The organism is Bacillus nitratireducens, from assembly GCF_001884135.1.
Taxonomy (GTDB): domain Bacteria; phylum Bacillota; class Bacilli; order Bacillales; family Bacillaceae_G; genus Bacillus_A; species Bacillus_A nitratireducens.
The window spans coordinates 118,386-130,808 of the sequence record NZ_MAOC01000084.1; the positions used below are offsets into that span (position 1 = coordinate 118,386).

General features: G+C 36.4%; 12 protein-coding genes and 1 other annotated feature. Of the genes, 6 read left to right on the top strand and 6 right to left on the bottom strand.

Annotated features, from left to right (window positions below; translation table 11 throughout):
* Nucleotide 1 precedes the first annotated feature (1 nt).
* Nucleotides 2–619 (bottom strand): TetR/AcrR family transcriptional regulator, encoded by a 618-nt coding sequence (locus BAU23_RS22730; RefSeq protein ID WP_000023662.1) that lies wholly within the window; start codon nucleotides 617–619, stop codon nucleotides 2–4.
* A 295-nt stretch (nucleotides 620–914) separates the two neighbouring features.
* Here BAU23_RS22730 and BAU23_RS22735 point away from each other — a divergent pair, with 295 nt between their 5' ends.
* Complete coding sequence (locus BAU23_RS22735; RefSeq protein ID WP_001071405.1) at nucleotides 915–1,568, top strand: HlyD family secretion protein; 654 nt, start codon at nucleotides 915–917, stop codon at nucleotides 1,566–1,568.
* Between the two features lie 12 nt (nucleotides 1,569–1,580).
* Nucleotides 1,581–3,365, top strand: coding sequence for a DHA2 family efflux MFS transporter permease subunit (locus tag BAU23_RS22740; RefSeq protein WP_000094775.1), 1,785 nt, complete (start codon nucleotides 1,581–1,583; stop codon nucleotides 3,363–3,365).
* A gap of 21 nt (nucleotides 3,366–3,386) precedes the next feature.
* Here BAU23_RS22740 and BAU23_RS22745 read toward each other — a convergent pair whose 3' ends face one another.
* From BAU23_RS22745 to sspI, 5 genes are all read right to left on the bottom strand, one after another.
* Nucleotides 3,387–3,749, bottom strand: a complete 363-nt coding sequence (locus BAU23_RS22745) for a hypothetical protein (RefSeq protein WP_000454109.1) — start codon at nucleotides 3,747–3,749, stop codon at nucleotides 3,387–3,389.
* A 13-nt stretch (nucleotides 3,750–3,762) separates the two neighbouring features.
* A complete protein-coding gene (locus BAU23_RS22750; protein ID WP_016130315.1) occupies nucleotides 3,763–4,110 on the bottom strand; it encodes a hypothetical protein in 348 nt (115 codons plus the stop codon).
* A gap of 233 nt (nucleotides 4,111–4,343) precedes the next feature.
* A complete protein-coding gene (locus BAU23_RS22755; protein ID WP_001182102.1) occupies nucleotides 4,344–5,057 on the bottom strand; it encodes a CPBP family intramembrane glutamic endopeptidase in 714 nt (237 codons plus the stop codon).
* A gap of 162 nt (nucleotides 5,058–5,219) precedes the next feature.
* Nucleotides 5,220–5,777, bottom strand: coding sequence for an HD domain-containing protein (locus BAU23_RS22760; RefSeq protein WP_000554808.1), 558 nt, complete (start codon nucleotides 5,775–5,777; stop codon nucleotides 5,220–5,222).
* Between the two features lie 174 nt (nucleotides 5,778–5,951).
* Complete coding sequence (gene sspI, locus BAU23_RS22765; protein ID WP_000009515.1) at nucleotides 5,952–6,161, bottom strand: small acid-soluble spore protein SspI; 210 nt, start codon at nucleotides 6,159–6,161, stop codon at nucleotides 5,952–5,954.
* Nucleotides 6,162–6,243: 82 nt separating this feature from the next.
* On the opposite strand from sspI, the gene BAU23_RS22770 reads away from it, so the two are divergent.
* From BAU23_RS22770 to BAU23_RS22790, 4 genes are all read left to right on the top strand, one after another.
* Nucleotides 6,244–7,041 (top strand): TrmH family RNA methyltransferase, encoded by a 798-nt coding sequence (locus BAU23_RS22770; protein ID WP_002077446.1) that lies wholly within the window; start codon nucleotides 6,244–6,246, stop codon nucleotides 7,039–7,041.
* A gap of 62 nt (nucleotides 7,042–7,103) precedes the next feature.
* Nucleotides 7,104–7,332, top strand: a binding site (T-box leader).
* A 43-nt stretch (nucleotides 7,333–7,375) separates the two neighbouring features.
* A complete protein-coding gene (gene pheS, locus BAU23_RS22775) occupies nucleotides 7,376–8,410 on the top strand; it encodes a phenylalanine--tRNA ligase subunit alpha (protein ID WP_000388217.1) in 1,035 nt (344 codons plus the stop codon).
* Nucleotides 8,411–8,428: 18 nt separating this feature from the next.
* On the top strand, nucleotides 8,429–10,849 hold the full coding sequence (gene pheT / locus BAU23_RS22780) for a phenylalanine--tRNA ligase subunit beta (protein WP_071735183.1): 2,421 nt from the start codon (nucleotides 8,429–8,431) through the stop codon (nucleotides 10,847–10,849).
* A gap of 330 nt (nucleotides 10,850–11,179) precedes the next feature.
* Nucleotides 11,180–12,421 carry a hypothetical protein gene (locus BAU23_RS22790; RefSeq protein ID WP_000204635.1) on the top strand — a complete coding sequence of 414 codons (1,242 nt, stop codon included), beginning with the start codon at nucleotides 11,180–11,182 and terminating at the stop codon, nucleotides 12,419–12,421.
* The last annotated feature ends 2 nt before the right edge of the window (nucleotides 12,422–12,423 follow it).

Consider the following 12,423-nt stretch of genomic DNA (forward strand, 5'->3'; position numbering starts at 1 on the left):
TTTAAAACGGTCTTTCTAATCCTGCTGCAGTATGGGCTCCTAAAATAATTAAGCGAGTTAATTGCATTGCCATGAAATGTGGGGTATAAATCATGCCTCTTTTTAACCATGACATAATCATTCCGATATGAGCGCCTGTAACATAACTAATAAGAATATCACGAGGGACCATAAGGTCTTCATCATCTGGCTGGGAAATAGATAAGCTTAATGTTAAATGTGTTTGAATTGTTTTCATCATTTTATAAGAATAGTTTCCAGCTGCCTTATCGCCGAGCATAACGTTATAGAAATTAGTATTTTCTGCGATATGCTCAAACAAAGCTAAAAAAGTTGGATGCGGTGAATCAAAAGTGAGCTGAAAATCTTCTTTATTTCGATTTTGTGGTTTAATTACTTCAGCTAATTTTTCTAGCATTTCTTCTATGCTTTTGTCTAATAAATCATATTTATCATGGTAATGGCTATAAAATGTAGCGCGATTTACAGGAGCGCGTTCCGCGATATGTTGCACAGTTACATTTTCAAAGCCCTTTTCGCCTACTAAAGCGACAAAAGCATCCTGTATGAGTTGTCTCGTTCGTTTTACACGTGGATCATTTGTATTTTTAATAGACATTTTACTTCACCTCGTTTAATTTTTTTAACTTAAACAACACATATATAGTGTAATGTTGTTTAAACAACATATAGGTTTAAATTGTTGGTTGTAGATTCGGCATAATTATTTATAATTATAAACGATAGTCCTTCAGAAATCAGCACCGCTCGCAGACAGACGAAATAAGGTTTGTACTGCAAAGGGTGTGATTTTTTTGTTTAAAAGTTAATATAATTAACAATTAAGCAATATAAACAATAAGGATGTAAATAGTTTAGAAAAAAATTATATGCGATATAAGGAGAGGAATGCAATGAATCAGTTTCGAAGAATGGTAATTATCAACATTATCACATTAATTGTATTAGTTGGCGGCGGTATCGGCGGTTATTACTACTACAATCAAGCAGAAAATTATTTAAAAACAGACAATGCAAAAATTGACGGAAAGGTAATTCCGATTGCATCACCAGTAGCAGGTAAGTTAACAGACTGGAAAGCTGAAGTAGGAAAAAACTACAATGAAAACGATAAATTAGGTGCTGTCACTGTAGCAGGAGCAAATGGCGAACAAACAGTAGACGTAACAATTCCGCAAAATGCTACGGTTGTACAATCAAACGCAACAACAAACGCGTTCGTTGGAGCAGGTAGCCCAATTGCATACGCATTTGATATGAGTAATTTATGGGTAACAGCAAACATTGAAGAGACAACTATTGATGATGTTCAAAAAGGTCAAACAGTAGATGTATATGTAGATGCATACCCAGATACAACGTTAACAGGAAAAGTAGAACAAGTTGGATTAACAACAGCGAATACATTCTCGATGTTACCATCAAGTAACGCAACAGCGAACTATACGAAAGTAAAGCAAGTTGTACCAGTTAAAATTTCTTTAGATCATAGTAAATCAGTAAATATTGTTCCTGGAATGAATGTGTCAGTTCGTATTCATAAGTAAGGGGGAGATGAGATGTCCTCAATTGCAATTGTAGGATATGCACTATTTTGTATAATCGTCTTCTTCCTTGTAAATCGTCTTTTACGAAAGAAAAAAACGAATATGGGAGAAGAACAAGTCCCAGCCGTAAGTAAAATAGAGGTAACTAAAGCAGAAACAGAACTTGAACAAAAACAAGAAATAGAAGCTTCTAACGTAGTGGAATTAGAAACAGGGAAGCAAGAGCAAGTAAAGCAAGAAAAAGAAATGCTGAAGAGACAATTGCCGGTAGAGAATGTGAATGTAAAGGCAGTTGTAGCTGTATTAATTCTTGGTATGTTCGTTTCTATTTTAAACCAAACAATCATTAATGTTGCGTTGCCTCCATTAATGAACGAATTTAACGTATCAACTTCAACGGCCCAATGGTTAATTACAGGTTTCATGCTTGTAAACGGAATTTTAGTACCGATTAGTGCCTTTTTAGTTTCGCGATTTACGTATCGTAAATTATTCGTAGCGGCAATGTTATTTTTCACGGTAGGATCTATCATTTGTGCTACATCAGGTAACTTTACAATGATGATGACGGGCCGCATTATTCAAGCGGTTGGTGCAGGTATTTTAATGCCGGTTGGTATGAATATCTTCATGACATTATTCCCGCCTCATAAGCGCGGAGCAGCGATGGGACTACTAGGGGTAGCAATGATTTTAGCGCCAGCTATCGGACCAACTATTACAGGTTGGGTGATTGAAAATTATAGCTGGAACTTAATGTTCTACGGTATGTTTGTGATTGGTTTAATTATTACGTTCTTATCTTTAAAATTCTTCACACTAGCACAGCCGGTGTCTAAAACAAAGTTAGATGTATTTGGTGTTATTAGTTCAAGTATTGGACTAGGAAGCTTATTGTACGGATTTAGTGAAGCTGGAAATAATGGCTGGACTAGTGCAGAAGTTGTTATAACACTTATCATCGGTGTCATTGGTTTAGCAGTATTTATTTGGAGAGAGTTAACAACGGACAATAAAATGCTTGATTTACAAGTGTTTAAATATCCAACGTTCACTTTCACATTAGTAATTAACGCAATCGTAACGATGGCATTATTCGGAGGTATGTTATTACTTCCAGTATATTTGCAAAATATTCGCGGCTTTACGCCAATGGAATCTGGTCTACTACTCCTTCCGGGATCATTAATTATGGGGATTATGGGACCAGTTGCAGGTAAACTATTTGATAAGTATGGTATTCGTCCGTTAGCAATTGTCGGATTAGCCATTACAACATTTGCGACATATAAATTTACAACGTTATCAATGGATACACCGTATAGCGTTATTATGACGGATTATATTATACGTTCAATTGGTATGTCATTCATTATGATGCCAATTATGACAGCTGGTATGAACGCGTTACCGATGAAATTAATTTCTCACGGTACAGCAACGCAAAATACGTCAAGACAAGTAGCTGGTTCAATTGGAACGGCGATATTAATTACGCTTATGACGCAACAAACTACTGCTCACGTAGCGGATTATGGCAATATGTTAACAACGTCAAACCCGATTTTAGTTGATAAAGTACACGGTATGGGCCAAAGCTTAGCGGCATTAGCCGGATCAGCTCAAGCAGGAGATGCGATGAGCACGCAACTATTATTCGGACAAATTTCTAAGCTATCTGCGATTAATGGCATTAACGATGCCTTCTTAATTGCAACAATATTAGCCGGTATTGCTTGGGTGTTATCGTTCTTCTTACCATCAGGCAATAAACCAAATAGAAAAGCAGGGAATTAATTTCCCTGCTTTTTTATGTTTTTATGTAGTTAAATATAAAAGATGATAAGCAGTCAAAGAGCATAATCCCGTTATAAACAAAATTATCCCCATAGAACGAATATGTGTGAATTGTCTCCCGCTTATAATAGCTAATAGTCCGGCTAAAGGGAAGAAGCTCCAATATAAAGTTCCTGAAATTGGGAGCATCCGCTCTAAATCTATTCCATAGCCTATACAAATGATAGGAACAACGATAAGCGATATGCTAATCAATCCCGCTATAAAGGTAAGTAATTTTCGGTATTTAATTCCGGCAGCAATTAAAAAAATGCCCACGATGACTTCACATAGCATCAAAATAGGGCCTAAGATAATCCAAACTAACAATCCGGTAACTTCCATGTGTAATAACTCCTTAATGAATGAAATATGAATCAGGCATAGACATGAGCTGATAACAAATAGCTGCGAACAGTCCTAACGAGAAAATAATGAATCCCATATTACGTATACTTTTAATTTTTGAACGTGCCCCATTAATCCCTGCTAATAAACCAGCTAGAGAGAAAAGCATCCAATATAGAACCGCTGGAATATGAAGAACATCCTCTCCGTTTATACCTTTGTTCAAACAAATAAAAGGCATTATAACGAATGAGCAGCAAATAATCCCCATTAAAATAGCAAGGAATTTACGATGAATAATTCCGGTTACCACTAAAAAAATACCACCAGCAATTCCGCACAACATGAGAAGTGGCATAAAAAGCATCCAAATATTACTTAATTAACATAGGTAAACGCCTTTATGTTAATTAAGTAATATTTTACTACATGAGGTTTATTTTGGATATTGTAAATAAATATGAATAATTTGATAGGAATGTATGGATGATATGTTATTGGCTCTTAGAAAAGCTAGGGGATAGTGTGACGGGAGAAGCGTTTGAAGTTGTTATAAAAGAGTAAAAGAGGTATCGGGATGATACCTCTTTTTTACGTTGAAAAGGCGATTATATTAGTCAAAATATGTAATAGTATAGCGGGAATAATAGATTTAGTTTGTTTGTACAATAAACAAGCAAATATTCCCGTCATAAATGCGCTAATCATAACTCCCACAGAGTACGTATGAGCAATACCGAAAATTAAACTTGAGAGAATTACAGCTGGCCAAAAGGTAAACTTCTCTTCGAAAAAACGAAGAAGAATACCTCTGCATACAAGCTCTTCAAAAATAGGTGCAAAAATCCCACCAGCTAGAAGTAAGAGAAGTGGATAGTGCTCTAGTGTTGAAAGTTGTAATGCATCAGACTGTTCTTGTACGGATGAAGGGAATAATTTATCTAGTACAAACATATCTACAAACAGGGTGAGTACATAATAAATGAGAACATAGATGTACATCTGAAAAGATTTTAAAACTCGAAAATCGAATGTAGGTAATACTAGTTCTTTCAGTGGTTTATATTTCATGATATATACGATTAGTAAAAGTAGGGCAACTAATTCATAACTTACATTTTTTATAGATTCAAGCAAAGGTTTATTTGTATCTGGGTTAATATATCCATATAACTCAATAGGTAAAAATGTAAAGAGTATATTTATTAATGAGAGACACGGAAAGAGAATGAATAAAACTCCAAGAAATTGTAACCATGACATAGAGTTTTTCTGTTCGTGTGGAATTTGTGTAGCGGGTTGCATATGTTCAAATCACCTCTTTATATTTATATATAAAATTATAGTTGATTTGAATTTGGAATGTTACGTTTAAATATTACATACAAGATTCGAATTTGAAATATTCCGTTTGTTTTTTAGGGGGAAATAATAAAAGAGGTATCACTCTGTAGTGATGCCTCTTTCTCATTGATAACTATGTTTTGCCTTGCTATTCGATTTCGATTGCTCTATTTGCAATTCACGCTCTACCAATCGGTCTAATTGTTGGATAGCTTTCAATGCTTTTTCATAAGAAATCGTTCTATAATGATGTGCGCCACCCGGTTCCTCATCGGCTTCATCCGCCCACTTAATAACGTTTTGTAGAGGTGTTCTTTCAAGCGTTTGTTCTAGTAGGAAAGAATCGGTGTGCAGAAGAATTGCAACAGAAATTTCTTTTGCTAGTTTCGGATGTTCTCCTAATCTAATAAGCAATTTATGAGCTCTTTCTGCTCCTTTAATTGCATGTATATCATTCTTTTTATACAAGTCATAGTCCCATTCGCCGCCTGTGTACCACGTATGGTGTCCGATATCATGAAGGAAACCAGCCTTTGTCGCAGCATCGACTGAGGCGTGATGCTTTTTAGCTAGGTGAAACGCATGGTAAGCGACAGCAATCGCGTGGACCATTCCAGAACGGTTTACATATTTTTGTGTAATGTGATGTTTAAAAACTTGTTCAAGCGTAATACGGTGCATAAAACATTCACTCCTTTTATCTAATGGTGTATATGAAGAAAATCGATCGGTTTAAATGTATTTTGAACATTGTACTCCATCAATCAGCGTTAGTAAAGTAGAAATGTTTAGGAGAAGAAAAAAATTTTCGTAAAAAAATCACCTCGGCTTATGCTAAGGTGATTTTCAAATTGCTTATTTTTTTAATCCTTGCTCCAGTGTTTCTAACATTTCGTGTTTTTCATTTTCATCAGCATTTTTCCAAATGACTTCGAATAAAACGCCAAGACCTGGAAGCATTTTTTCTTCACCGCTTTGAATTGCATCGACAATCGTTTCTTGTAATTGGTCTTGTGAATTCCCAGTTACATTCGCTAATACAGCGCCGCGTAAATTAAAACTCATGATTTTCACCTCTTCTTCAGAATTGAAACTGACGTTAGTTTTTGTTCTTTTTTATGTAAATATGTATGAAAAATAGGCTATAATGATAAGACAAGAAGAGAGGGAAATACATATTATGAAAAACATTGATTCAGTACAAAATCCGCGTGTGAAGCAGTGGAAAAAGCTGCAGACGAAAAAAGAGCGCGATAAAAAAGGTTTATTTTTTGTAGAAGGATTCCATTTAGTAGAGGAAGCTTTAAAGGCGGGAGTTGTAACAGAACTTATCGTTTCTGATCAGACAGATCTTCCGAAAGATTGGACAGTTAATGATGTGGAAATGTATATTGTGCCTGAAGCAATTGTAAAAATACTTCGTGAAACAGAAACAACGCAAGGTGTATTTGCTGTTTGTGAAAAGCATGAGAAAGAAGTAGCTCTTACTGATGGGAAGTTTCTTTTATTAGACGGCCTTCAAGACCCAGGTAATTTAGGAACGATCATTCGTACAGCTGATGCAGCTGGTATTCATGCCGTTGTGCTTGGAGAAGGATGCGTTGATGTTTATAATAGTAAAGTACTCCGCTCTACACAAGGTTCTATTTTCCGCTTACCAATTGTAAAAGGGAACTTAGAAGAATGGGTAGACAAGTTAAAAGAAAATAACGTCCCTGTATATGGAACAGCTCTTGAAAATGGAGTTCCGTATGGTGAAGTAACACCGGCCGGAAGTTTTGCATTAATTGTAGGAAATGAAGGAAGCGGCGTACGCCAAGAAATTCTTGCGAAAACGGATCAAAACTTGTATATTCCAATTTATGGCGGGGCAGAATCATTAAATGTTGCAGTTGCAGCAGGGATTTTAACGTATTATTTACAAAGCCCGGTTGCGAACAAATAAAAAACTTCTTATAATAAGTTGAAGTATATGTTTGTAATGAACATACAATAAAAGTTAAATAACGAAAAACGTTGATAGAGAAGAGTAGCTTACAAAATCGCCATATAGGGAGAGAGTGCCATAGACTGAAAGCATTCTTATGGTAGACGGAAGTGAATTCACCTCTGGAGTTGACGCCAGGACCATTTATATGTAAAGGCGTTCCGGTCAGAATTGATCGTTATAACTAATGAGTGGGCAGACTTGTTCTGTCAATTTAGGGTGGTACCGCGAATTTACCTCGTCCCTTTTTGGGAGCGGGGTTTTTTTATTTTTAAAATTAGGAGGGTTCCAAATGGAAGCACGTTTAAAAGAGCTAAAGCAAAAAGCGTTAGAGCTTATTGAAGAAGCGAAAGAGCTAAAAGGCTTAAACGATGTACGCGTAGCGTATTTAGGGAAGAAAGGCCCAATTACAGAAGTATTACGCGGCATGGGAAAATTATCAGCAGAAGAGCGTCCACGTATGGGAGCATTAGTAAATGAAGTACGTGAAGCGATTCAAACGCGTCTAGACGACAAAATTGGTAACTTAGAAAAAGCAGTGATTGAAGCGAAATTGGCTACTGAAACAATTGATGTTACACTACCAGGTCGTCCTGTTGAGACAGGTTGTCACCATCCGTTAACAGCTGTTGTTGAACAAATTGAAGATGTATTTATCGGTATGGGTTATGAAGTAGCTGAAGGAACAGAAGTAGAAAAAGACTACTACAACTTCGAAGCATTAAACTTACCGAAAGATCATCCAGCGCGTGATATGCAAGATACATTCTACATTACAGAAGAAACGTTACTACGTACACATACATCTTCTGTGCAAGCACGTACGATGGAAAATAATAAAGAAAAAGGCCCGATTAAAATTATTTGTCCTGGTAAAGTGTATCGCCGCGATGACGATGATGCGACGCATTCACACCAGTTCATGCAAATTGAAGGTCTTGTAATTGATAAAAACATTCGCATGAGTGATTTAAAAGGTACACTGCAAGTATTCGTGAAAAAGATGTTCGGTGAAGATCGTGAAATCCGTCTTCGTCCAAGTTTCTTCCCATTCACAGAGCCATCTGTAGAGATGGATATTTCTTGTATGATGTGTCACGGCAAAGGTTGCGGCACTTGTAAAGGAACTGGCTGGATTGAAATTTTAGGCGCAGGTATGGTTCACCCGAACGTACTTGAAATGGCTGGTTATGATTCAAAAGAATATCAAGGTTTCGCATTCGGTATGGGCGCAGAGCGTATCGCAATGTTGAAATACGGCGTAGATGACATTCGTCATTTCTATACAAATGATGTACGTTTCTTACAACAATTCAAACGAGCGTAAGGGAAGGAGAGGATAAATATGTTCGTATCATATCGTTGGTTACAAGAGTATGTAGATATTAAAGATGTAACAGCACAAGAACTAGCAGACAAAATCACGAAAAGTGGTATTGAAGTAGAGGGCGTTGAAGTATTAAATAAAGGTGTAAAAGGTGTTGTAGTTGGTCACGTATTAGAATGTGAAAAACACCCAGAAGCTGATAAATTAAGCAAATGCTTAATTGATATCGGTGAAGAAGAGCCAGTACAAATTATTTGTGGTGCTGCTAATATTGCAAAAGGTTTAAAAGTACCAGTTGCAAAAGTTGGCGCTGTACTTCCTGGTAACTTCAAGATTAAAAAAGCAAAACTACGCGGTGAAGCTTCTCACGGTATGGTTTGTGCACTTCAAGAGCTTGGTATTGATGGAAAGTTAGTTTCAAAAGAATATGCAGATGGTATCTTCATCTTCCCAAGTGACGCTGAAGTTGGTGCAGATGCACTTGAAATTTTAAACTTACACGATGAAGTACTTGAGCTTGGTTTAACACCAAACCGTGCAGATTGCTTAAACATGTTAGGTGTTGCATATGAAGTAGCTGCTATTTACGGCCGTGAAGTAAAACTTCCAGCTATCGACTTACAAGAAACAGCAGAAAAAACTTCTGATTACATTTCTGTAAGTGTAGAAGCGAAAGAAGAAAACCCATTATATATTGCAAAAATGGTTAAAAACGTAAAGATTGGTCCATCACCAATCTGGATGCAAACTCGTCTTATGGCAGCTGGCATTCGTCCAATTAGCAATGTAGTTGATATTACAAACTACATTTTAATGGAATACGGTCAACCGTTACATGCATTTGATTACGATAAATTAGGTTCAAAAGAAATCGTTGTTCGTCTTGCAAAAGAAGGCGAAAAAATTGAAACGTTAGATGATCAAGAACGTACATTACAAAGCCACCACCTTGTAATTACAAACGGCACAAAAGCTTTAGCTGTTGCTGGTGTAATGGGCGGAGCTGATTCTGAAGTTACAAATGACACAGTAAACGTTCTAATCGAGTCTGCATACTTTGCGGGACAAACTGTGCGCCGTACATCAAAAGATTTAGGTCTTCGTAGTGAATCAAGTGCACGTTTCGAAAAAGGGATCGACCCAACACGCACATTTGAAGCGATTCAACATGCAGCTGCTTTAATGGCAAAATACGCTGGCGGTGAAGCACTTGAAGGTGTAGTAGAAGCTGATAACTTACAAGTACAAGAGCGTACAGTATCTGTTACTGCTGAAAAAGTAAACCGTGTATTAGGTACAGATATTTCTGCAAGTGAAATGGGTACAATGTTCACAAACTTAAAATTCCCATTCACAGAAGTTGAAGGAACATTCCATGTAAATGTACCAGCACGTCGTCCTGACATTACAATTTCAGAAGACTTAGTAGAAGAAGTGGGTCGACTATACGGTTATGACCACATTCCAGTTACATTACCTTCTGGAACGATGACACGTGGTAAATTAACATCGGCACAAACGAAACGTCGTAAAGTACGCCGCTTCTTAGAAGGCGCTGGTTTATATGAAGCAATCACGTATTCATTAACAAGCGCTGACAAAGCGAAACAATATATGGTTGAGCCAAACGAAAAAGCTCCTGTAAATCTTGCACTTCCAATGAGCGAAGAGCGTAGCCAACTTCGTTTAAGCTTAGTGCCACAATTGTTAGAAGCAGTTTCATACAATGTTGCACGTAAAAACGATAGCGTTGCTTTATACGAAGTAGGTTCTGTTTTCTTACCAACAGAAGCAGGAGAACTTCCGAAAGAAGAACAACATCTTGCAGGTGTTATGACAGGTCTGGCTCTTCACCATGCATGGCAAGGTGAGAAGAAAGTTGTAGACTTCTTCGTTGTGAAAGGTGTGCTAGAAGGATTATTCGACGTACTAGGCGTTGCCAACCAAATCACATATGCACCAGCAAAACGTGAAGGTATGCACCCAGGCCGTACAGCTGACATCGTATTAGATGGCGAAGTAATCGGATTCATCGGTCAATTGCACCCAGAAACCGAAAAACAAATAGATGTGAAAAATACATTCGTATTCGAACTATCTCTTGTAAAAGTATTCGGTGCAGACGCAGAGGAAACTTACTACTCAGCAATTCCACGTTTCCCATCTATGACACGTGATATGGCTGTTGTTGTAACAACAGAAACAAAAGCTGGTGAAATGAAGCAAGTAATTGCTGAAGCTGGCGGAGAACTTCTGAAAGAAGTAACACTATTTGACTTATACGAAGGTGAAAAAATGGAAGAAGGCAAGAAATCACTTGCATTCTCTATGACCTACTTCGATGCAGAACGTACGTTAACAGACGAAGAAGTAACAGAAGCACATAACCGTGTATTAACAACGGTAGAAGAGAAATTTGGTGCGGAGTTACGTAAGTAATTAAAAAATGCCGGATTTAAAAATAAAAAACACATAGTTAATTACTATGTGTTTTTTATTTTGGGTCATCTAATCTCTAAGCCATGACTGAATAGTTTCGAGTTTTATTTATTGTGACATGAAATTTTTTATTTTTATCATTTTTAGTATGACCTTCGATATCGATAAAACCTTCACGCATCATGTGTTGTATTTCTATTATGGATTATATATGCGGTACATGTTATTAGTAGAATTAAAATAGTTAAAATTATAATATTTCTCTTTTTTGTTTTAGTCACTATTTTCCCTCCTGAAATAAGTTATATAATGTATAAGGGGATGAAAGTCATGACTAGTTCTGTTACAGATAAAACTCTTGCTCATTTAGCAGATAGTAGTTATCGTGATGCTTCTAATGAACGTGTAAAGATTGGAAACCATGTAGAAGTTTGGAGACCTGTAAATATTAAGGGTGCAATTTTACACGATGAGAAAAATAGTTTTGATGCTACTGTTTATAAAAATGAAGAAACAAAACAAATTGTAATCGCTTTTAGAGGTTCTCAAGAAGGCCCTGATTTTTATGATGCAGATCTTTTAGACGTTGTTGGTAATCGTTTAAGAAAAAACCAAGATAGCCTAGATCAATTGAATAAATTGGATACGTCTTCTCTTCCTTTAACGTATCAAGCAAATTTTGCTCTGGCAAAAGAAAGGGCACAACAAGTAATTGCGGAAAATCAATTTACTTATGCTGATGATTTAGTGAAGAAAGTTAAAAATCAAATAGCTGGTGAAAAAGAATTTGAAGGTTATAAATTAACTTTAACAGGCCATTCTTTGGGTGGCGGTTTATCAGAATATACAGGTGTTATGAATGATATTAATGCTGTAAGTTATGAAGCACCAAATGTAATTGATCTGTTACCTAAGGATAAGAAAGAAAAAGCTTTACGTGGTGATTATAAGAACCAAATTACAAGTGTGGGAGATCCCTATGATACTGTATTTACAGGGTTTAAAGGGAATGATAATGATAAAAGAGGTAGGATAGGACATGTGTATCATACAAATGATACAGGTGTACAAAATAATGATATAGTTCAAGAAACAAGTAGTATGTTTACTTTTCTTTTGAAACCTTCATTTTTTGTTTATAACGCATTAAGAGGTATTGCATCGTTCGTTGGTGGTCCGCTACCAAAATATCATAGTATGGATCGTTATATGTTTGATAAATATGGCCACTTTAATATGGAGAATATATTTGATGGAGAAACTGGAGAACGGATTTTGGGTTCACCTCGTGCAGGTGAAATAACAATTCGTTTATCAGTGGAAGAGGTTAAGCAAATTGCTAAGGATTTAAAAAGAGAAATTGATGACATTAATCAAAAGTTGGTACAAACGAGTAACAAAATTATTAATATATTACATCAATCGCCGGCTAGCGTAGATGGGAATCTGATTAATACAATTACATATGGCGTATATGGGTTTCAAAGGGGATATATGGAGCGTATTCGTTCAGAAGCCGATTTTATTGAACAACAAGCCGATAAATTTAAAAATGTGGATGAGCAAGGTTAAGT

What these genes read in the sequence shown, in the direction of transcription:
- BAU23_RS22730 (WP_000023662.1), bottom strand. Translation starts at nt 619, where the DNA reads ATGTCTATTAAAAATACAAATGATCCACGTGTAAAACGAACGAGACAA.
- BAU23_RS22735 (WP_001071405.1), top strand. Translation starts at nt 915, where the DNA reads ATGAATCAGTTTCGAAGAATGGTAATTATCAACATTATCACATTAATT.
- BAU23_RS22740 (WP_000094775.1), top strand. Translation starts at nt 1,581, where the DNA reads ATGTCCTCAATTGCAATTGTAGGATATGCACTATTTTGTATAATCGTC.
- BAU23_RS22745 (WP_000454109.1), bottom strand. Translation starts at nt 3,749, where the DNA reads ATGGAAGTTACCGGATTGTTAGTTTGGATTATCTTAGGCCCTATTTTG.
- BAU23_RS22750 (WP_016130315.1), bottom strand. Translation starts at nt 4,110, where the DNA reads ATGCCACTTCTCATGTTGTGCGGAATTGCTGGTGGTATTTTTTTAGTG.
- BAU23_RS22755 (WP_001182102.1), bottom strand. Translation starts at nt 5,057, where the DNA reads ATGCAACCCGCTACACAAATTCCACACGAACAGAAAAACTCTATGTCA.
- BAU23_RS22760 (WP_000554808.1), bottom strand. Translation starts at nt 5,777, where the DNA reads ATGCACCGTATTACGCTTGAACAAGTTTTTAAACATCACATTACACAA.
- sspI (WP_000009515.1), bottom strand. Translation starts at nt 6,161, where the DNA reads ATGAGTTTTAATTTACGCGGCGCTGTATTAGCGAATGTAACTGGGAAT.
- BAU23_RS22770 (WP_002077446.1), top strand. Translation starts at nt 6,244, where the DNA reads ATGATAAGACAAGAAGAGAGGGAAATACATATTATGAAAAACATTGAT.
- pheS (WP_000388217.1), top strand. Translation starts at nt 7,376, where the DNA reads ATGGAAGCACGTTTAAAAGAGCTAAAGCAAAAAGCGTTAGAGCTTATT.
- pheT (WP_071735183.1), top strand. Translation starts at nt 8,429, where the DNA reads ATGTTCGTATCATATCGTTGGTTACAAGAGTATGTAGATATTAAAGAT.
- BAU23_RS22790 (WP_000204635.1), top strand. Translation starts at nt 11,180, where the DNA reads ATGACTAGTTCTGTTACAGATAAAACTCTTGCTCATTTAGCAGATAGT.